The sequence below is a fragment of the Streptomyces arenae genome (assembly GCF_022343545.1).
Taxonomy (GTDB): domain Bacteria; phylum Actinomycetota; class Actinomycetes; order Streptomycetales; family Streptomycetaceae; genus Streptomyces; species Streptomyces humi.
Genome location: NZ_JAKQYH010000014.1, coordinates 44342 through 63104 on the forward strand (window position 1 = coordinate 44342; position 18763 = coordinate 63104).

Consider the following 18763-nt stretch of genomic DNA (forward strand, 5'->3'; position numbering starts at 1 on the left):
TATTGCGCCAGGGGCTTCGTCTATTCCGGGGCATCCGGTCCGACGGTTGTGCGGCCAACGACGGTCGCGGTGGTACGCGGCGCTGAACAATACGCGCACGCCCCTGACCTTGGACATGCCCCGCCCGGAAGGGGTGTACGCGCGTGCCCGCACTTGTGCTGCTCGGTGCTCAGTGGGGTGACGAAGGCAAGGGAAAGGCGACGGACCTGCTAGGCGGTTCCGTCGACTACGTGGTGCGTTATCAGGGCGGCAACAACGCCGGCCACACGGTCGTCGTGGGCGACCAGAAGTACGCGCTCCACCTGCTCCCTTCCGGAATCCTCTCGCCCACGTGTGTCCCGGTCATCGGCAACGGTGTCGTCGTCGACCCGTCGGTCCTGCTCTCCGAGCTGAGCGGTCTGAACGAGCGTGGCGTCGACACGTCCAAGCTCCTGATCAGCGGTAACGCGCACATCATCACGCCGTACAACGTGACCGTCGACAAGGTGACGGAACGCTTCCTCGGCAAGCGGAAGATCGGCACCACCGGGCGCGGCATCGGCCCGACCTACGCCGACAAGATCAACCGCGTCGGCATCCGGGTCCAGGACCTGTACGACGAGTCGATCCTGACGCAGAAGGTCGAGGCGGCCCTCGACGTCAAGAACCAGATGCTCACCAAGCTCTACAACCGGCGCGCGATCGCCGTGGAGCAGGTCGTCGAGGAACTGCTGGGCTACGCGGAGAAGCTCGCTCCGTTCGTTGCCGACACGGTCCTCGTGCTCAACCAGGCGCTGGAGCAGGACAAGGTCGTGCTCTTCGAGGGTGGCCAGGGCACGCTCCTGGACATCGACCACGGCACGTACCCCTTCGTGACCTCGTCCAACCCGACCGCCGGCGGTGCCTGCACCGGCTCCGGTGTCGGCCCGACGAAGATCAGCCGGGTCATCGGCATCCTCAAGGCGTACACGACCCGGGTCGGCGCCGGCCCGTTCCCGACCGAGCTGTTCGACGCGGACGGCGAGGCGCTGCGCCGGATCGGCGGCGAGCGCGGTGTGACCACCGGCCGGGACCGCCGCTGCGGCTGGTTCGACGCGGTCATCGCCCGCTACGCGACCCGGGTGAACGGCCTGACCGACTTCTTCCTCACCAAGCTCGACGTCCTCACCGGCTGGGAGCAGATCCCGGTCTGTGTCGCGTACGAGATCGACGGCAAGCGAGTCGAGGAACTCCCGTACTCGCAGACCGACTTCCACCACGCGAAGCCGGTCTACGAGAACCTGCCGGGCTGGTCCGAGGACATCACCAAGGCCAAGTCCTTCTCGGACCTGCCGAAGAACGCCCAGAACTACGTCAAGGCGCTGGAGGAGATGTCCGGCGCCCCGATCTCCGCGATCGGCGTGGGTCCGGGCCGGGACGAGACGATCGAGGTCAACTCGTTCCTGTAAGTCGTGCGTACGCGCGTCCACTTGGGCCGGTCTTGGGAATCCTTGACCGGCCCTTGGGCTTTCCGTGGTTACGCCGGTAACGGGCGAGGGTCAGCATCTACGCGGGTAGCCCGCCGCGGCCCGCACGCCTCACCCGTCCTCTGTGCCTCTCCAGGAGTCCTGAATGCCCGTCAATCCCATGAACCGTCGTGAGTTCGTGCAGAAGTCGGCCGTCACCGGCGCCGCCGTGGCCGTCGCGGGAACCGTCGGTACCGGCAGCGCGCAGGCCGCCGAGCGCGGCCACGGCGGTGCCAAGCCGCCGAAGGCGCCCAAGACCTGGAGCTTCTCCATCCTAGGCACCACCGACCTGCACAGCCACGTCTTCAACTGGGACTACTACACCAACGCCGCCCCGAAGGACTCCAAGGGCAACACCTACGGCATCGCGCGCATCGCCACCCTGGTGAAGAACATCCGCAAGGAGCTGGGCGCGGACCGGGTCCTGCTCGTCGACGCCGGTGACATCATCCAGGGCACCTCCCTCGCCTCCTACTTCGCGAGCGTCGACCCGATCACCGGCAAGGACGGCAAGCGCGGCCCCGAGCACCCCATGGCGATCGCCATGAACGAGATGCGCTACGACGCGGCCGCCCTCGGCAACCACGAGTTCAACTACGGCATCGAGGTGGTCCGCACCTTCGAGAAGCAGTGCGACTTCCCGCTGCTCGGTGCCAACGCCCTGGACGCCAAGACGCTGAAGCCCGCCTTCCGGCCCTACACCGTCAAGCACATCAAGGTCCCGCACGGCCCGGACATCAAGGTCGGCATCCTCGGCCTCACCAACCCGGGCATCGCCCTGTGGGACAAGGACAACGTCTCCGGGAAGATGGCCTTCACCGGTCTGGTCGAGCAGGCGAAGAAGTACGTGCCGCGGCTGCGCGCCCTCGGCTGCGACGTCGTCTTCCTCACCGACCACTCCGGCCTGGACGGCTCGACCTCGTGGGGCGACGAACTCCCCTACGTGGAGAACGCCTCGAACCTGGTCGCCGAGCAGGTCCCCGGCATCGACGCGATCCTCGTCGGCCACACCCACGTCGACGTCCCGTCGTACACGGTGAAGAACGCGGAGACGGGCGAGGACGTCCTCCTCTCCGAGCCGTACTGTTACGGCTACCGGCTCTCCCGCTTCGACTTCGAGCTGGAGCACGTGCGCGGCTCCTGGAAGGTCACCAAGAAGACCGCCACCACCCTGAACAGCAACACGGTCGCCGAGGACCCGCGGATCACCGAACTCCTCACCGCCGACCACAACCTGGTCGTCAAGTACGTCAACACCGCGATCGGCACCTGTACCGCGGCGATGTCGACGGCGGAGGCCTGCTGGAAGGACGTCCCGGCCATCGACTTCATCCAGCAGGTCCAGATGGACGCGGTGAAGGCGGGCCTGTCGGCGGCGGACGCCGCGCTCCCGCTGATCTCGGTGGCCGCGTGCTTCAGCCGTACGGCCACCATCCCGGCCGGCGACGTGACGATCCGCGACGTGGCGGGCCTGTACGTCTACGAGAACACCCTGTACGGCAAGAAGCTCACCGGCGCCCAGCTCAAGGACTACCTGGAGTACGCCGCGAAGTACTACCACCAGGTCCCGGCCGGCACGGCGGTGGACACCGCCACCCTCACCAACGCCAACAGCTTCTGGGACTACATGTACGACATGGCGGCCGGCGTCGACTACGAGATCGACATCGCGGCGGCCGAGGGCTCGCGCATCAAGAACCTCAGCTACAACGGCGCGGCGGTCGCCGACGACCAGGTCTTCGTCGTCGCCGTCAACAACTACCGCGCCAACGGCGGCTCCGGCTACCCGCACATCGCGTCGGCGGAGATCGCCTACAGCTCCACCAACCAGGTCCGCGACCTGATGGTCGCCTACGCCACCGCCAAGGGCACCATCGACCCGTCCGCCTTCGCGGCCACGAACTGGAAGCTGACCCAGGCCGGGACGCCGGTCTTCTGATCCTGGCGTCCCGTCACCACCCCGGGCCGGCGTCTCAGGCGAGTTCCGCCGCGGCCGGTGCGGGGTGGGGGTCGCGCAGGGTGAACGCCGTCGGTCCGGGGCCGTGTTCGCGTACCAGCGCGACCCGCTCCAGCGCCTCGGCGAGGGTCGGGCGGTGGCCGGCCGGGATCCACCACAGGGCCAGGTGCGGCTCGAGCGCGCGGCGGAACCACTCGCGGCGGCGGCTCAGTACGCGCAGGTGGTCGGAGCGGTAGGTGAAGTCCCGCAGGGCTTCGAGCGATTCCCAGACCGAACAGTTGATCAGGAGGAGGGCGTCGTCCCGGTCGGCGCGGATGCCGGTCGCGTCCGCCCCCTCGTCGTCGACCATGCGCCACACGAATCCGGGGCTGCGGTCGGCGAGTCCGTTGATCTCCGGCTGCAAGGCGACGAAGTCGGCCAACTCGGGTCCGTCCAGCGGGGCGACGATGCGGCCGACGTTGACCTGCGCGAGATGAAAGCCAGTCATGGGTCCAGCATGGCCGGACCCGGCTTCTATAGTCAATGAGATTTGTTTTTAGAGAGGGCCACACAGCACCCGCCGGGACACGGGTCCATCGCCGGCGACCACTCCTCGGACGCCAGACCTTCGAGGAGCGCGAGGTTCATGCCGCAGACCAGCGCCGGGAACTCCGCGGCCAGCGCGTGGAAGGGGCAGTTGTGCAGCCGCAGCGTCTCCCCGTCCCAGAAGGGCTCGTAGCCGCGGGCCCGCAGCACCTCGACCAGGTCACCGGCGCCCGCGTCCGGATCCGCCGCGCCCGCGGCCCGCGCCGCGGCCTGCAACTCCCGGTCCAGGCCCGCGCTCTCCACCACCTCGGCGAGCAGCCGGCCGGCCGCGTCGTAGGACCGGGGCGGGACGGACACGGAGTGCTCGCCCTCGGCCCGCCGGTACACCTTCGCCGGCCGCCCGGCCCCTGGACCGGTGCGCCCGGAGAGCCGCTGGAAGGACACCTCCAGCAACCCCGCCTCGACCAGCTTGTCCAGGTGGAAGGCGGCCAGCGACCGGGTCACCCCGACGGCCTCCGCGGCCGCGTCGCGCCCGACCGCACCCGGCGTGGCGGCGACGTGCCGGTAGAGCCGACGGCGCACGGGATCACCCAGCACGCCCAGCACCGCGAACGCGGAATCTGCGGGATCGGCGGGATCTGCGGAATCTTCAGCGGTCACGCGCCGAGTCTAGGGTGACGGGCCGGCCGCGGATCCGGCGAGTTGAGTAGCCGTACTCAAGCGGGAACGCGCGAGTGGGGGCGACATTGGGGGCATGAGCCTGCCGCCGCCCGTGTACCCGCCGTCGTACGGTCCCGCGTTGCCGCCGCCGCGCCCCGCGCCGAGTGGGCCCGCGTGGGTGGGCTTCGCCGTGCTCGCCGGGCTGCTGCTCGCGGCCGCCGTCGCCGTCACCGGGCTGTTGTTCTTCGGCATGCTCTTCGCCGGCGACAGCTGTGGCACGTCGGCCGGGACAGGGCGGTTCTGCGACGACTCCGGCGCCTGGATGCTGGTGGCGATGTTCGGGCCGACGGTCACGCTGCTGGCCGCGGTGGTCACGGTCGTGCTCGGGGTGGTGTGGGCGCGGCGGCCGTGGACGTCCCTGGCCCTGGGCACGCTCGTCTACGCGACCGGCCCGGCAGTCGCCCTGTTCACCGTCTTCGGCTAGCGCCCCGCCTCCGCCTCCAGGAAGGCACCCCAGGCGGCGGGGGAGAGGGTGAGCTGAGGGCCGCCGGGGGCGGTCTTGGAGTCACGGATGTGGACGGTGTGGGGGCAGGGGGATATTTCGACGCAGTTCCCGCCGCCGCTGTCGCTGTAGGAGGACTTGCGCCAGGTGTAGGCGGTCTCGACGCAGTTGCCGCCCCCGTCGTCGCTGTAGCTGGACTTGAACCATCGCAGGGTTTTGGTGCGGGTCATCGCTTCTCTCCTGCCAACCGTTCGATGAGGCTCACCGAGTCGTCGGTACTCAGGGCCTGTGCGCGGATCTTCGCATAGCGGTGGGCGAGTTGGGAGACTTCCTCCGGTTCGCTGACCAGGATGCCCTGGTCCTCGATCTCCATGTAGACGACGTGTTCGTGCTCCGCGGTCACCACCATCTTCATGGGGCCGCGAGCACCGGCGTACGTCCCCCGCAGCCCCCGCTCCATCGGCAGCACTTGCAGGCACACATTGTCGCGCCGCGCGTCCTCGACGAGCGAGAGCAGTTGTCGCCGGAGCACGTCCCAGGAGCCGAACGGCCGGCGCAGCACGCTCTCTTCCAGGATCAGCTCGATCATCGGCGCGGGCTCCCGCTTGAACAGCGCCCGGCGGGCCAGCCGCGCCTCGACCAGCTCCTCCCGCTTCTGCTCGGTGACCGGCGGGAAGCCGCCCCCGATCAGTGCCCGTGCGTAGTCCTCGGTCTGGAACAGCCCGTCTACCACATGCGTCTCGTACGACGAGATCGTGACCGCCCCCGCCTCCAGCTCCGAGAAGCCCCGGAACCGGGCGGGGTACTTTTCCAGCAGCATCCACTTGCGGGCCTTCTCGAAGACCCCCATTCCGTTGCCGATGGCCTCTTCCAGCGCCACCAACATCTTGTCGCTGGCGGGCTGCGCACACGTCTCCATCGCGCTGACCGCGGAGGCCGTGTAGCCGGTCCGCTTCCCAAGCTCCTCCTGCGTCAGCCCTTGTTGCTCACGCAGCGCCTTCGCCAGGGCGGCCACCATCTGTGCCGTACCGCCCGCTTCCTCTTTGTTCTCAGCCCGCGCCATTGCGGTCACCCCCGAACTCAACCGAACTCAACCGGTCACAACCGACGCACCCCGATTTCCGACCGTATTCAACGGTCGACCCCGAGTCATGGAAAAGCTAGCCCCGGCTGCCGAAACTGATCCCATGAACACGGAAAGTGACTCCTTAAAGCTGGGCTGGGTTCCGGCGCACGGCGTGCAACTTCGCAAAGCCGGTGTTCAGTTCGACGCCGTGCGGGTGGACGACGGGGAGCGGGGGCGGCGGCTCGCCGACCGGCTCGCGGAGCTGACCGGGGGTGATCCCGGGCCCGTCATCGAGGTCGCGAGCGGCCGGCGCTGCGTGTACTTCCTCGTGCCGGCCGGGAGCACGGACCACCTGCCGTGGCCTGCGGAGGTGACCAGGTTGACGGCGGTTCCGGACCGGGTGTCGTACATCCCGATCCCCGCGCTGGACGACATGACCTGGCCGTTGTCGTGGCGGTACCGGCCGACCTGTCCCGACCGTTTCGTGCACACGCGACTGCTGCGTTCCGCGCTTCACTCCCCGGAGTGAAATCCGTCAACGTGGCGCCGGGAAAAAGGGATTGTGGCTTGCGCTCGGCTCTTTGCGGGGCCCTAAAGTCACGATCAACAGATTGCCCCCGCGGTGCGCCAACACCCGGGGGCTTGACACTGGAGAAAGCCCTCCGATGCACGTTCATCGTATGGCGCCCGTGCGCGCCTTCGCAGCCCTTGCCCGCACCCTTTCCCGGGACCGTCGTCTGTCCTGGGGTGCGGTAGGCGTACTGGCGTACCTCTTGGGGCTGCCCGACGGTTCCTGGATCACCGAACGCATCCTCGCCGAGCGGCGCCGGGAAGGGTGCATGTCGGTCGTCGCCTCCCTGCGTGAGCTGGAGGAACGGGGTTATCTGCGGCGGGTGGTGTCGCGGGACCCGGTGACCCGGCAGTACTCGACGGTCTGCGAGGTATTCGACAGGCCGTACGAATCCACTGCACCGACGGGTGAAATGCAAAAAGTTCGCCTCGTGGCGGCTTAATTCCAAGGAGAGAAGACTGCAATGACTGCCTTGCTCGAACGGCCCGAGACGGTATACCGGAGGTATACTTGCGTCATGGCTGACACCACCGTCAAGGTCGACCCCGCTGTCCGTGACCGCCTCATGGTGCTCGCCAGGGAGCGCGGGATGACCATGCGCGACCTGATCGCCGAGCTCGCGGGGGCCACGCCCACGCAGGAGGAACTGCACAAGCGCTACGAGGAGACGAAGGCGTACTGCGAGACGCACTTCGGGGTGACCTTCACGCAGGAGGACCACGACCGGGTGGAGAAGGTCTGGCAGGACCTCGAGGCCGGCCGCCCGGTGGACAGTCTGTGAGCGCGATGAGGGCCGGTTCCACCGGTGTCGTCTTCGACGAGTCCGCCCTGCTGGCGCTCGGCTCGGGGAACTCGCTGGCTTCCCACTTCGTGGCGAACACGGAACACGGGCCGACCCGGCACGTGTACGTTCCCGCGCTCTGTCTGGCCGCGGCCGACGGTATGCGCAAGGGGCTCGCGGAGCACGTCGGTGCGCTTCCGGCCGTCGAGATCGTGGAGTTGGACTTCGCGGGTGCCTCCACGGTCGGCGCGCTGTTGCGTGACGGCGTGGAGTGGCGGCTCGGGCACGCGGTTCACCTGTCCCGGCCCACGCTCGACTGGCCCGACGGTCGTCATGTCGTGACCGTCGATCCCGGCCGCTATGCCGACATGCCCCTCGTGCGGACCATCAGGCTGCCGCAGCAGAGGTGACCGACGGACACCCCAGAGCTCCGGACCGACAACGGTCCGGAGCCCTGTCCACTTCACTCAGAGATGATCACGCGGCTCAAGGCCGGTTCAGTCGGTGCGTGGCGGCCTACCAGCCGTGGCCGCAGTCGGAACCGATGTCGGTGAACTGCGCACCCGGGCTGCCCTCGCCGTTGAGGAGGTTGCCGGCGAGCCCGTTGGCGATGCCCACCTCACCGAGGATGTCGAGGTTGAAGTCGTGCGACCGGCAACCGCCGCCGTGGTGGCCGCCCTGCGGCAGAGCCGTGGCCGGGACGGTGCCCATGAAACCGACGCCGCCGATGATGGCGACCGCAACAGCTGCTTTCTGAAGCTTGCGCATGTCTCCTCCTTGGGTTCGCTGGAGCGCGCGACAAAAGATCTGATAAGCGCTCATTTCGGAGGCTAGATCGACATCTCTCGCCGCGCTCCCCGGGGGGAGCCATACGGGGTTCCGCCGTACGGGGGCGGTTTCACGGACCGTCAGCTGAAGACGATCATGGAACCCTGCGCCAGGCTGCGGGTCGCCGCCGCGTGCAGGCCCAGCCATACGTGCCGTTCGCGGGCGAAGGGGCTCGGGTCGTAGGGGGCCGGGACCGCCGGTTCCTCCAAGTCGGTCGGGGCGGACGGCGGTTGGGGCGCGGCCGGCGGGTTCGCCGGGTCGATGCCGATCGACGGGGCGACGTACTCCAGCTCCCGCAGCAGCGCGTGCGAGGAGCCCAACGGGCCGCCACTCGCGAGCAGTTCGTCACTGGCGAGCGGGTGCGGGAAGTCGACCGGGACGTAGGCACCCGCGTGGTCGTAGTGCCAGACGAGGTGGGACTGCTGGGCCGTCGACTCGAACATCTCCAGGAGCTGCTCGTAGTCGCCGCCCAGGTCGTCCACCGGGGACACCGGCAGACCGCAGACCTGGAGCAGATAGGCGCGGCGCAGGAAGTGCAGCGCGTCGTAGTCGAAGCCGGCCACGGGTGCGACCTCGCCAGACAGGCCCGGCATGTACTGGTACACCGGCACCGGTGGCAGTCCGGCCTCGGCGAGCACCTTGTTGTATTGCGCGAGTTCCTCGGCGAACGGATTGTCGGGGGTGTGGCACAACACGTCGACGAGCGGTACCAGCCAGAGGTCACAGGCCAAAGAGGGCTCCTCGTATCGGTGCGTTCACAGCTCGTGTACAGCCAGGTGGTCAGGAAGAGTAGTCGGTGCGGAGCCGGTCAGCTCCCCCCGTGCAGGTCCCATACCCAGACCCCACCGGTCCACTTACCGGGTTTTCCGGTCAGTGCCGACACGGCCTGCCGGAGCTTGTCGTCGTTGGGCTGCGGGGCGACCACCAGGGCGCCCGCCTTCCAGAAGGCGAAGTCCTTCTTCGCCTGCGCCCGCCAGTTCTCGCCGATCACCGGCACCTTCCCGGTGTAGCGGACGTCACGCAGCATGTCGGAGGTGTAGCGGGGGACGGCGCCGTAGATACCGATACGGTCGTTGCCGTAGGGGCCGTTGAAGTATCCGCCGGGCAGTCTGAAACCGAGGCCGGCGGTGGTCTGCCAGTGCAGCGCCTCCGCGGCGCCCGGGTCGGGAAGCGGAACCGGGACGAGCGACTCGCCCTTCGCCACGTACGACTTCCACGCCCCGCTCGTGATGAACGCCGGGACCGCCTCCCGCTGCTGTGCCTTCAGGGGTGCCGGGATGATCGGCAGCAAGGCGAGGGCGACCGAGAGCAGGCCGAAGTAGAGGGTGCCGATCCGCCGGGCGGACAGCACCTTCTCCAGGAAGACGGCCAGCAGGACACCCAGCGCCGGCGCGCAGACCATCGCGACCCGGCCCTCGATCACCGACTCGAAGAGCGGGAACTTCCGCACCAGCGCCCACGGCCCCGGATACACGGTGTCCGTCAGCGGGATCCGGACCTGCGGTCCGAGCGACAGCAGCGCGGCGGCCAGCGAGGTGAACGCCAGCGCCTTGACCAGCGGCCGCTCCCACAGTCGTACGACGATCGCGAAGGCGAGCAGCACCAGCGGCCAGCCGTAGAAGGCGTTCTGCTCGGTCGGGTTCAGGGACAGCTCGTTGGCACGGGCCGCGTCCCCGAAGAGCATCGACCGCTCGGCGAAGGCCAGCAGGGAGAGCGGACTGTTCCCGGCGTCGTCGCCGTGCAGGACGCTGTGGTAGCTCTGCGGCCCGGTGAACTGCCAGTACAGAGGGAAGGCCACCAACGGGAGGCAGACCGCCCCGGCGACCAGCAGACCCTTGCCGAGGGGGCGCCAGGCCTCCTTCGCCACCTGCGGCCGTACCGCCGCGTACCCCACGGCGAACAGCGCCATCCCCAGCGCGGCCAGCAGCAGCGGCTCCTCGCCCAGGAACACCTGGTAGGCCGTCAGGGCACCGAGCACGATGCCGTCCCGCCGGACCCGCGCACCGGTCGTCAGCCGCAGGGCGCGGTCGACGATCAGCGGGATCACGAACAGGATCACGAAGTTCGGGTGCGCGTTGGCGTGGCTGACCATCGGCGGTGCGAAGGCCGCGAGGGCCGCGCCGACGGCAGCCGCGCCCCGGTGCCCCGTCACCCGCTTCACGATCAGCCAGTACCAGGCGACCGCGGTCGCGGCCAGGCCCAGCGCCATGCAGACGGAGAGCGAGACCGCGGGCCCGGCGAGCAGCGTGAGCGGGGCGAACGGGACGGACAGACCCAGCATGACCGTGTTGGCCATCAGGTTCACGCCGTCGGGGAAACCCTGGAGATCGGAGAAGAGCGGATTGCGCAGGTGCGCGAGGTTGTCCGCGGTCACCGCGAAGAACCACTCCCACTGGTTCTGGTCCTGGAGGGAGTCGACGAGGTAGCGGTGGTCCGGGTCGAAGAAGCGGCCCGAGTACAACGCCACGGACAGCACCAGGAAGAGGGCCGCCACCAGCAGGTCGGCCGGGCGCAGCCGGCGCAGCCGCAGCCGGGCCAGGTCGGCGAGGACCCTCGGGTAGTCGAGCGGGCCCACCTTCGAACCCGGCTGGTGGCTCCAGCGGACCGGGACCTCGGCGATGGGATGGCCGCCCCGGTGCAAATCCTGGAGGACCTCGACGTCGATGCCCCAGCCGTCCAGGCGGGACGCGGCGAACGACGCACGGGCCAGGTCGCCGTCGAACAGCTTGAAACCGCACTGGGTGTCCCGCAGACCCGGCACGGCGGTGGCGCGTATCAGGAGGTTCCCGGCCCGGCCGAGCAGCTCGCGCAGCCGGTGCTGGTGGTCGGCTATCTCCGCGCCGGGCACCGCACGCGAGCCGATCGCCGCCGCCGCGCCCTCGCCGAGCGCCTTGTCGAGCCGTTCCAGCTCCTCGACGGGGGCCGCGAGGTCGGCGTCGGTGACCAGCACCCGGCCGCCCCTCGTCGCGGCGACGCCGAGGCGCAGGGCGTTGCCCTTGCCCCGGTTGCGGTCAGCGGCGACCAGCCGGACACGCGGATGCGCCAGGGCGGCGACCTCGCGGGTGCCGTCCGTCGAACCGTCGTCGGAGACGATCACTTCCCAGGAGCCGAAACGGCTCTCGTTGTCCGTGAGGTAACGGGTGACGGCGTCGAGCGTGGGGCCGAGCCGCGCCTCCTCGTTGTAGGCGGGTATGACGACAGAGAGGTCGACTTCCTCCGTGTCGGCCCGCTCCGCTGGCTCGGTCATCCGTTCTCCGACAGTCGCTCGATGAGGGCGAGGGAGTGGGTGTTGTACGCGGTGACGATCCCCCGGGCGGTCTCCGCGTCCCGGCGGGACAGCGCGTCCACCAACTCGATGTGCCGGGCCCACAGATACCCGCGTAGATCAGGGAGCCGACGCAGCCGCTGCACCGCGCACACCCAGGACTGGACGCGCAGCCGGTGCAGGAAGTCACCGAGGTAGGGGTTGCCGAACAGGGCGGACAGCTCGCGCCAGAACCGCAGGTCGTACCCGATGAGGATGGTGAGCTCGCCGGCGGTCGCGGCGCGCTGCGCCTCCTCGCCACGGCGGCGGACCGCGGCCAGGGCGGCGGCGACGCGGGTGTCCTGCGGGTCCTTGAAGGCGGGGTGGCGGCCGTCGGTCAGCGCCTGGAACATGCCGTCGGTGACCATGCTGCGGGCCTCGATCATGTCCCGGTAGTCGGTGAGCGTGTACTCGGGGACCCGGAAGCCACGGTGCTGGTCGGCTTCGAGGATGCCCTGCGCGGACAGATCGACCAGGGCCTCGCGGACCGGCGTGGCGGACACCCCGTACTGTTCGGCGATCTCCTTGACCGTGAACTCGCGGCCCGGCTGGAGCCGCCCGGCGAGCACCTCGTCACGGAGCGCGTCCGCGATCTGCTGGCGCAGGGTACTGCGCGTCACAGCGCCGTTGCCGGGCATCGTCGGGTGCCACTCCTCACGCGTTCGGGTGACGTGCTCGCTTACATGTACATCTACGAGCACGCCACCTTACGCGTTCGGGTTGCCTCCGTACGCCTTCTATCTGGGGACGAGGTGAAGCGCCCCGAAGGGGCGCGGGGAACTGCGCGACCAGCCCCCACGCACCCGCGCTGTCACACCGTGTACTCGTCGGCCACGCTCAGCGCGGCGTCGAGCGCGGCGAACCCCTCCTTCAGCTCGGCCTCGGAGACGTTGCACGGCGGGACGACATGCGTCCGGTTCATGTTCACGAACGGCCACAGACCGTGCCGCTTCGCCGCCGCGGTGAACGCCGCCATCGGCGCGTTCGCCTCCCCGGTCGCGTTGTACGGCACCAGCGGCTCCCGGGTCTCCCGGCTGCGCACCAGGTCGAGCGCCCAGAACATGCCGGTACCCCGCACCTCGCCGACGCTCGGGTGCCGCTCGGCGAGCGCCGCGAGCGCGGGCCCGACGACATCCGCGCCCAGCCGCCGCGCGTTCTCGACGACCCCTTCCTCCGCCATCACGTCGATGGTGGCGACCGCGGCCGCACAGGCCAGCGGATGCCCGGAGTACGTCAGCCCGCCCGGATAGGGCCGCTTCCCGAAGGTCTCGGCGATCCGCCCGCTGATCGCCACACCCCCGAGCGGCACGTATCCGCTGTTCACGCCCTTGGCGAAGGTCATCAGGTCCGGTACGACCCCGAACAGGTCGGCGGCGAACCACTCACCGGTCCGTCCGAACCCGGCCATCACCTCGTCCAGGACGAAGACGATCCCGTACTTGTCGCAGATCTCCCGGACACCGGCCAGGTATCCCGGCGGCGGCACCATGATCCCGGCGGTCCCGGGGATGGTCTCCAGGACGATCGCGGCGACGGTCCCCGGCCCCTCGAAGGCGATCGTCGTCTCCAGGTGCTCCAGCGCGCGGGCGGTCTCCTGCTCCTCGGTCTCCGCGTAGAACCGGGAGCGGTAGAGGAAGGGCGCCCAGAAGTGCACGACCCCGGCGGCCGCGCCGTCGGAGGCCCAGCGGCGCGGGTCACCGGTGAGGTTGATCGCCTGCTGGGTGCCGCCGTGGTAGGAGCGGTACGCGGAGAGGACCTTCGGGCGGCCCGTGTGCAGCCGGGCCATGCGCGTCGCGTGCTCGATCGCGTCGGCGCCGCCGTTGGTGAAGAAGATCTTGTCCAGGTCGCCCGGGGTCCGCTCGGCGATCAGCCGTGCCGCCTCCGAGCGGGCCTCGACGGCGAAGGCGGGCGCGAAGGTCGTCATCCGCGCGGCCTGCTCCTGGATGGCGGCGACCACCTTGGGGTGCTGGTAGCCGATGTTGGTGAAGACGAGCCCGCTGGTGAAGTCCAGGTACCGCCTGCCGTCGTAGTCCCAGAAGTACGACCCTTCGGCACCGGCCACGGCCAGGGGGTCGATGAGGTCCTGCGCGGACCACGAGTGGAAGACGTGCGCACGGTCGGCCGCCTGCACGGCGGCTCCGGCCTGGGGGCTGGGCTGAGGGGTCATGGCGGGGAGCGTAGGAGCGGTCGGCGGGGGCGCGGTATCGGCGACATGTTCCGTGCTCCGGTGGATTCCGCGACACGTTGTCCACAACCGGTGGATGTGCCGGAGTCTCCGGTACCTGTTACGGAACCGTAGACAGGGCGGGGCTCGGCTGCCCGCACGGCCGGAATATTCTCGGCTCGATCACACATGTGGAGGAGGGGCGGATCTGCCATGGAGAAGCTTGGGCCCGGGGATCCGCAGCACATCGGGAGCTACCGGCTGCTCGCGAGGCTGGGTGCGGGCGGCATGGGCCAGGTGTACCTCGCCCGGTCGGAGCGCGGCCGCACGGTCGCGGTGAAGCTGGTACGTGCGGAGCTGGCCGCGCAGGAGGAGTTCCGGGCCCGCTTCCGGCAGGAGGTGCGCAACGCCCAGCGGGTCGGCGGGTTCTGGACCGCGCCCGTGCTGGACGCCGACACCGAGGCCGGAGTGCCCTGGGTGGCCACCGGCTACGTGGCCGGGCCGAGCCTCCAGCGGGTCGTCGAACACGACCACGGGCCGCTGCCCGAGCGGTCGGTGCGCATCCTCGCGGCCGGGCTGGCGCACGCGCTGGCCAACATCCACGCGGCCGGGATCGTCCACCGTGATCTCAAGCCGTCCAACGTGATGCTCACCATCGAGGGCCCCCGGGTCATCGACTTCGGCATCGCGCGGGCGCTGGAGACCTCGCCGGGGGAGGGGCTCACCCGGGCCGGCTCGTTGATCGGCTCGCCGGGTTTCATGGCCCCCGAGCAGGTGCGCGGCGACCGGATCACCCCGGCCTGCGACGTCTTCTGCCTCGGCTCGGTCCTGGCCTACGCGGCGACCGGCCGGCTCCCCTTCGGCTCCACCGAGGGCGGTGAACACGCCGTGCTGTTCCGCATCGCCCAGGAGGACCCCGACCTCTCCGGCCTCCCCGAGGGCATCGCCGACGTGGTCCGCGACTGCCTGCGCAAGGACCCGGCGGCCCGCCCGACCCTGGACGCGATCCTGTCCCGGACGGGAGCGGTCGACACGGTCGAGCAGGGCCGCTCCCGGGACCCCTGGCTCCCCGGCTCCCTGGTGGCCCAACTGGGCCGCCACGCGGTGGAGCTCCTGGAGGTGGAGGACCCGACGATCTACGGAGCCTTGCAGGCCGCGACCGGTCAAGAGACGCGAGGGACAAGCAGCCCAGGGGCGCGGGGCGGTGTCGAATCCGCGGCTGCCGCCGCGGGGGCGCGACCGGCCACAACCCACCCGCAGCCACCCCACGACAGCACGCCCCCCGAACACACCACGGCCCACCCGGCGTACGGCTATCCGCAACCGCACCCCCAGGCCACCCCGTACAACCCCTACACCACCGTCGTCACCCCGGGCCCGGACCCCACCCCTCCGGTCTACACCCCGCCACCCCCGCCCCCGCCTCCGTCGTACGACCCCGCCCCCGCCGACGAACCGCACCGCACCCGCTCCACCGCGCTCCTCGTCACCGTCGCCCTGATCGTGATGCTGGCCGCGGGCGGCTCGGTCTACGCGCTCATGAACAACGGTGGCAACGACGACCAGGCGGACGCCAAGCCGACCGCCCCCACGTCGGCCGCCCGGACCCCCTCCGAGGACCCGACGGCCACGACGTCCCCGTCCCCGTCCGCGTCGGCCACGGCGAAGGCCATCGTTCCCGCCGCCTTCCTGGGCACCTGGACCACCGCCATAGACAACTCCACCGGCCACAACACCCGCGAACTGACCATCCGGCAGGGCGCGGTGGGCGACACGGTCCTCACCCTGGCCGCCGACGGCCCCGGCTACCACTGCGAGTTCACCGCGAAGCTCACCGGACGCCCCGGCGCCGACGGCCCGCTGGACATAGGGCCCTCCAAGGTCACGGCGGGCAAGCCGCGTACGTCGTGCACGGCGGGCGAGCCCACCGAGGTGACCCTGCTGCCGGACGGCAGGCTGAAGCGGGCCACGAAGAACGGCGACGAGAGCCTGACCTACAGCAAGGAGTGAACTCAGCCCGGACAAGGGGCAGTTGAACGTTCGGCGAACATCAGCACGACTGCCCCTTTTTGTCCCTTCGTATCCGAACTGAGGGATATACCGGTCGTGTTGGTGGTCTTCGCGCTGGTGGTCAACGACGACGTGGGACTGACCGGCCTCTCCACCGCCGACGTACGACGGCTGTACCGGGGCGAGATCACCGACTGGAGGCAGCTGGGCGGCCCCGACCTGCCGGTGGTGCTGGTCAGCCGGGACGCCGACTCCGGTACCCGGCAGGTCTTCCAGCGGCGGGTGCTGGGACGCGGGGAGATCGCCAACTCGTCCGTCGACTGCGTCCACAAGGACGATCGGACGGCGAAGGTGATCCGCTGCGAGCTGGACTCGACCGACCAGGTGCTGTCGGAGGTGGCCCGGCTCAAGGGGGCGGTCGGCTACGCCGAGCTGAACGTGGCGGCCGACGCGAAGGGGCTGCACGTCCTCGCCCTGGACGGTGACGCCCCCTCGGTCGAGGCGATCGAGCGCGGCAGCAGCCCGTACCCGTACCGGGAGATCGAGTACGCGTACACGTACGGGCAGCCGTCGGCGGACTCGTTGGCGTCGAGCTTCCTGTCGTACGTCAGCAAGGGGAACGGCGAGGACGTGATCCGGTCGTACGGGCATGTGCCCTGTTACACGCCGGTGGGGATGAAGCTGTGCGCGTGACGTGCGGGACTCATACCTCCGGGACCTGGACGGTGGTCGTACGGCCGTCGGCGTGCATGGAGGCGATGACGGCCTCGGCGACCGCGGAGGCCACCAGCCCGTCGTACGCGGTGGCCAGCGGAGCCGGCCGTCCCGCCGCCACGGCGTCGACCCACGCCTGCAACTCCAGGCGGTAGGCGTCGGCGAACCGCGGCCGCCAGTCAGCCGGGTAGCCGGTGGCACGGGTGCGGGCGGTGTCGGACACCAGCCGGGCCGGGTCGGTCAGCGCCAGCGTGCCGTGCTCGCCGACGACCTCGCAGCGGATGTCGTAGCCGTACCCCGCGTTGAGGAAGGTCTCCACGGTGGTCAGCGCACCGTCGGCGGTACGCAGCAGCATCAGCTGCGGGTCGCGCAGCCCGGTCGCCGCCGAGGCGGGGCGGGCCGCATGCCAGCTCACCTCCACGACCGGTGAGTCCAGCAGCCAGGGCACGGTGTCGAACTCGTGGATCGCCGAGCCGGTGACACTGAACTCGTCGGTCGCGCCGGGCGCGGAGGACACCCCCCGGCTCCGGCAGTGCACGAGAAGGGGAGCACCGGCCGTACCGGCGCCGAGCGCGGCCCTGAGCTCGACGTAGCCGGGGTCGAAGCGGCGCATGAAACCGACGGAGATCAAGTCCGCGCGGTCCTCCCGGAGGACCCGTACGCACTCCGCCGCGGTCGGCGCGAGCGGCTTCTCGCACATGACCGGCTTCCCGGCCCGGGCGCCGGCGATCGCGAGGTCCGCGTGGGTGCTGTCGTGCGAGGCGATGACGACGGCGTCGACCTCGGGGGCGGCGATCAGCGCGAGCGGGTCGTCGATGGCCCGTGCCCCCGGTACGGCCGCCGCCACCTCGGCCGCCCGCCCCTTGTCGATGTCGGCGACGAGGACGACCTCGGCGCCCGACACCCAGCGGTGCAGCGTGTTCACATGGTCGGCGCCCATGTTCCCGGCGCCGACGACCCCGATCCGGACGGCGCTCATCCCAGGCTCACCCACGTGCCCTGCTCGGCGGAGCGGCTCATCGCGTCCAGGGCTGTCGCGCTGTGCACGGCGTCCTCCAGGGTCGCGCCGTACGTCGTGCCCTCGGCGACGGACCGCAGGAAGTTGTACGCCTCGATCACCTTGAGGTCGTCGTAGCCCATGGCGTTGGCCGCGCCGGGCTGGAACGCGGCGTACTCGCCGTGGCCGGGGCCGACGAAGACGGTGCTGACGGGCTGGTCCTGGTAGGAGGTGCCGCGGCTGACGCCGAGCTCGCCCAGCCGTCGGTAGTCCCACAGGACGGCGCCCTTGGTGCCGTGCACCTCGAAGCCGTAGTTGTTCTGCTCGCCGACCGAGACCCGGGAGGCCTCCAGCACACCGCGGGCGCCGGAGGCGAAGCGGAGCAGGCAGCTGACGTAGTCCTCGTTCTCGACGGGGCCGAGTTCGCCGCCGGTGGCGAGGGTGTGACCGGCGGTGGCACCGGTGGGCCGGGCCCGCTCCGGGATGAAGACGGCGGTGTCGGCGGTGAGCGCGGTGATGTCGCCGAGCAGGAAGCGGGCCAGGTCGACCCCGTGCGAGGCCAGGTCGCCGAGGACCCCGCCACCGCCGCGCGCCCGCTCGTACCGCCAGGTCAGGGCACCGTCCGGGTGGGCCGCGTAGTCGCTGAAGAGCCGGATGCGGACGTGGGTGATCGTGCCGAGCTCGCCGGAGGCGATCAGCTCACGGGCGTACGCGACGGCAGGCGCGTTGCGGTAGTTGAAGCCGACGGTGCTCCGCACGCCCGCCTTCGCCGTCGCCTCCGCCACCGCGCGGGCGTCCGCCGCCGTCAGGCCGACCGGCTTCTCGATCCAGATGTGCTTGCCCGCCTCGGCCATCGCGACGCCGATCTCGCGGTGCAGGAAGTTCGGCGCGGTGATGCTGACGGCCTGGATCCGGGGGTCGGCGGCGATCTCACGCCAGTCGCGGGTGGTGGACGCGAACCCGAACTGGGCGGCGGCCTCCTCGGCCCGGCCCGGCACCTCCTCGGCGACGGCGATCAGCTCGGGCCGTACGGGCAGCTGCGGGAAGTGGTGGGGAATCCGCTGGTAGGCCTGGGTGTGTACCCGACCCATCCAGCCGAATCCGACGACGGCGACGCCGAGCGTGCTCACGTGGGCTGCCCTTCTTCGGACCGTTCCAGAGGTTGCCCGCTCACGATGCGGGCGCGCTTCTGCTGATGTC

Annotated in this window: 19 protein-coding genes and 1 pseudogene; 9 read left to right on the plus strand and 11 right to left on the minus strand. The window is 70.3% G+C overall.

Features of this window, described 5'->3' with window-relative positions; all coding sequences use genetic code 11:
• Positions 1–143: 143 nt before the first annotated feature.
• Together MB828_RS07795 and MB828_RS07800 are read left to right on the plus strand one after the other, a co-directional pair.
• A complete protein-coding gene (locus MB828_RS07795; RefSeq protein WP_301647526.1) occupies positions 144–1427 on the plus strand; it encodes an adenylosuccinate synthase in 1284 nt (427 codons plus the stop codon).
• Positions 1428–1590: 163 nt separating this feature from the next.
• The gene (locus tag MB828_RS07800) at positions 1591–3423 is read left to right on the plus strand and encodes a bifunctional metallophosphatase/5'-nucleotidase (RefSeq protein WP_301647527.1); all 1833 of its coding nucleotides are present in this window, start codon (positions 1591–1593) and stop codon (positions 3421–3423) included.
• Positions 3424–3457: 34 nt separating this feature from the next.
• Here MB828_RS07800 and MB828_RS07805 read toward each other — a convergent pair whose 3' ends face one another.
• Together MB828_RS07805 and MB828_RS07810 are read right to left on the minus strand one after the other, a co-directional pair.
• Positions 3458–3928 (minus strand): DUF3291 domain-containing protein, encoded by a 471-nt coding sequence (locus tag MB828_RS07805; RefSeq protein ID WP_301647528.1) that lies wholly within the window; start codon positions 3926–3928, stop codon positions 3458–3460.
• A 32-nt stretch (positions 3929–3960) separates the two neighbouring features.
• Positions 3961–4626 (minus strand): helix-turn-helix transcriptional regulator, encoded by a 666-nt coding sequence (locus tag MB828_RS07810; protein ID WP_430381346.1) that lies wholly within the window; start codon positions 4624–4626, stop codon positions 3961–3963.
• 94 nt (positions 4627–4720) lie between these two features.
• On the opposite strand from MB828_RS07810, the gene MB828_RS07815 reads away from it, so the two are divergent.
• A complete protein-coding gene (locus MB828_RS07815; protein WP_301647529.1) occupies positions 4721–5110 on the plus strand; it encodes a hypothetical protein in 390 nt (129 codons plus the stop codon).
• On the opposite strand, the gene MB828_RS07820 is transcribed toward MB828_RS07815, so the two are convergent.
• Both MB828_RS07820 and MB828_RS07825 read right to left on the minus strand, forming a co-directional pair.
• Entirely contained in the window at positions 5107–5358 is a 252-nt protein-coding gene (locus MB828_RS07820) for a DUF397 domain-containing protein (RefSeq protein ID WP_301647530.1), read from the minus strand. The two genes, MB828_RS07815 and MB828_RS07820, sit on opposite strands and share 4 nt — an antisense overlap.
• Positions 5355–6200, minus strand: coding sequence for a helix-turn-helix domain-containing protein (locus tag MB828_RS07825; protein ID WP_430381347.1), 846 nt, complete (start codon positions 6198–6200; stop codon positions 5355–5357). The genes MB828_RS07820 and MB828_RS07825 overlap by 4 nt, the downstream gene beginning before the upstream one ends.
• A 115-nt stretch (positions 6201–6315) precedes the next feature.
• Between MB828_RS07825 and MB828_RS07830 the strand changes: the two genes are divergently transcribed.
• From MB828_RS07830 to MB828_RS07845, 4 genes are all read left to right on the plus strand, one after another.
• On the plus strand, positions 6316–6723 hold the full coding sequence (locus MB828_RS07830) for a hypothetical protein (RefSeq protein WP_133023459.1): 408 nt from the start codon (positions 6316–6318) through the stop codon (positions 6721–6723).
• A 151-nt stretch (positions 6724–6874) separates the two neighbouring features.
• Positions 6875–7207 carry a hypothetical protein gene (locus tag MB828_RS07835; RefSeq protein WP_301647532.1) on the plus strand — a complete coding sequence of 111 codons (333 nt, stop codon included), beginning with the start codon at positions 6875–6877 and terminating at the stop codon, positions 7205–7207.
• A 75-nt stretch (positions 7208–7282) separates the two neighbouring features.
• On the plus strand, positions 7283–7546 hold the full coding sequence (locus MB828_RS07840) for a hypothetical protein (RefSeq protein WP_240528846.1): 264 nt from the start codon (positions 7283–7285) through the stop codon (positions 7544–7546).
• A 5-nt stretch (positions 7547–7551) separates the two neighbouring features.
• Positions 7552–7956, plus strand: a complete 405-nt coding sequence (locus MB828_RS07845) for a hypothetical protein (RefSeq protein ID WP_301647606.1) — start codon at positions 7552–7554, stop codon at positions 7954–7956.
• 106 nt (positions 7957–8062) lie between these two features.
• Here the strand turns inward: MB828_RS07845 and MB828_RS07850 are convergent, their stop codons facing one another.
• The 5 genes from MB828_RS07850 to MB828_RS07870 form a co-directional block, all read right to left on the minus strand.
• On the minus strand, positions 8063–8314 hold the full coding sequence (locus tag MB828_RS07850; protein ID WP_301647533.1) for a hypothetical protein: 252 nt from the start codon (positions 8312–8314) through the stop codon (positions 8063–8065).
• 140 nt (positions 8315–8454) lie between these two features.
• A complete protein-coding gene (locus MB828_RS07855; protein WP_133023454.1) occupies positions 8455–9105 on the minus strand; it encodes a hypothetical protein in 651 nt (216 codons plus the stop codon).
• 77 nt (positions 9106–9182) lie between these two features.
• On the minus strand, positions 9183–11621 hold the full coding sequence (locus MB828_RS07860; protein ID WP_301647534.1) for a dolichyl-phosphate beta-glucosyltransferase: 2439 nt from the start codon (positions 11619–11621) through the stop codon (positions 9183–9185).
• Positions 11618–12316: a GntR family transcriptional regulator gene (locus MB828_RS07865; RefSeq protein ID WP_301647535.1), complete on the minus strand. Its 699-nt coding sequence runs from the start codon at positions 12314–12316 to the stop codon at positions 11618–11620. The genes MB828_RS07860 and MB828_RS07865 overlap by 4 nt, the downstream gene beginning before the upstream one ends.
• A 173-nt stretch (positions 12317–12489) precedes the next feature.
• Positions 12490–13845, minus strand: a complete 1356-nt coding sequence (locus tag MB828_RS07870) for an aspartate aminotransferase family protein (RefSeq protein WP_301647536.1) — start codon at positions 13843–13845, stop codon at positions 12490–12492.
• Between the two features lie 210 nt (positions 13846–14055).
• On the opposite strand from MB828_RS07870, the gene MB828_RS07875 reads away from it, so the two are divergent.
• Together MB828_RS07875 and MB828_RS07880 are read left to right on the plus strand one after the other, a co-directional pair.
• Positions 14056–15852 (plus strand): serine/threonine protein kinase, encoded by a 1797-nt coding sequence (locus MB828_RS07875; RefSeq protein ID WP_301647537.1) that lies wholly within the window; start codon positions 14056–14058, stop codon positions 15850–15852.
• Between the two features lie 75 nt (positions 15853–15927).
• Positions 15928–16545, plus strand: a pseudogene (locus MB828_RS07880) (substrate-binding domain-containing protein); the annotation flags it as partial.
• A 10-nt stretch (positions 16546–16555) separates the two neighbouring features.
• Here the strand turns inward: MB828_RS07880 and MB828_RS07885 are convergent.
• Complete coding sequence (locus MB828_RS07885; protein ID WP_301647538.1) at positions 16556–17545, minus strand: Gfo/Idh/MocA family oxidoreductase; 990 nt, start codon at positions 17543–17545, stop codon at positions 16556–16558.
• Positions 17542–18693 carry a Gfo/Idh/MocA family protein gene (locus MB828_RS07890; RefSeq protein WP_301647539.1) on the minus strand — a complete coding sequence of 384 codons (1152 nt, stop codon included), beginning with the start codon at positions 18691–18693 and terminating at the stop codon, positions 17542–17544. The genes MB828_RS07885 and MB828_RS07890 overlap by 4 nt, the downstream gene beginning before the upstream one ends.
• Positions 18694–18763: the final 70 nt, after the last annotated feature.

What these genes read in the sequence shown, in the direction of transcription:
- MB828_RS07800 (WP_301647527.1), top strand. Translation starts at nt 1,591, where the DNA reads ATGCCCGTCAATCCCATGAACCGTCGTGAGTTCGTGCAGAAGTCGGCC.
- MB828_RS07805 (WP_301647528.1), bottom strand. Translation starts at nt 3,928, where the DNA reads ATGACTGGCTTTCATCTCGCGCAGGTCAACGTCGGCCGCATCGTCGCC.
- MB828_RS07815 (WP_301647529.1), top strand. Translation starts at nt 4,721, where the DNA reads ATGAGCCTGCCGCCGCCCGTGTACCCGCCGTCGTACGGTCCCGCGTTG.
- MB828_RS07820 (WP_301647530.1), bottom strand. Translation starts at nt 5,358, where the DNA reads ATGACCCGCACCAAAACCCTGCGATGGTTCAAGTCCAGCTACAGCGAC.
- MB828_RS07830 (WP_133023459.1), top strand. Translation starts at nt 6,316, where the DNA reads ATGAACACGGAAAGTGACTCCTTAAAGCTGGGCTGGGTTCCGGCGCAC.
- MB828_RS07835 (WP_301647532.1), top strand. Translation starts at nt 6,875, where the DNA reads ATGGCGCCCGTGCGCGCCTTCGCAGCCCTTGCCCGCACCCTTTCCCGG.
- MB828_RS07840 (WP_240528846.1), top strand. Translation starts at nt 7,283, where the DNA reads ATGGCTGACACCACCGTCAAGGTCGACCCCGCTGTCCGTGACCGCCTC.
- MB828_RS07845 (WP_301647606.1), top strand. Translation starts at nt 7,552, where the DNA reads ATGAGGGCCGGTTCCACCGGTGTCGTCTTCGACGAGTCCGCCCTGCTG.
- MB828_RS07850 (WP_301647533.1), bottom strand. Translation starts at nt 8,314, where the DNA reads ATGCGCAAGCTTCAGAAAGCAGCTGTTGCGGTCGCCATCATCGGCGGC.
- MB828_RS07860 (WP_301647534.1), bottom strand. Translation starts at nt 11,621, where the DNA reads ATGACCGAGCCAGCGGAGCGGGCCGACACGGAGGAAGTCGACCTCTCT.
- MB828_RS07865 (WP_301647535.1), bottom strand. Translation starts at nt 12,316, where the DNA reads ATGCCCGGCAACGGCGCTGTGACGCGCAGTACCCTGCGCCAGCAGATC.
- MB828_RS07870 (WP_301647536.1), bottom strand. Translation starts at nt 13,845, where the DNA reads ATGACCCCTCAGCCCAGCCCCCAGGCCGGAGCCGCCGTGCAGGCGGCC.
- MB828_RS07875 (WP_301647537.1), top strand. Translation starts at nt 14,056, where the DNA reads ATGGAGAAGCTTGGGCCCGGGGATCCGCAGCACATCGGGAGCTACCGG.
- MB828_RS07885 (WP_301647538.1), bottom strand. Translation starts at nt 17,545, where the DNA reads ATGAGCGCCGTCCGGATCGGGGTCGTCGGCGCCGGGAACATGGGCGCC.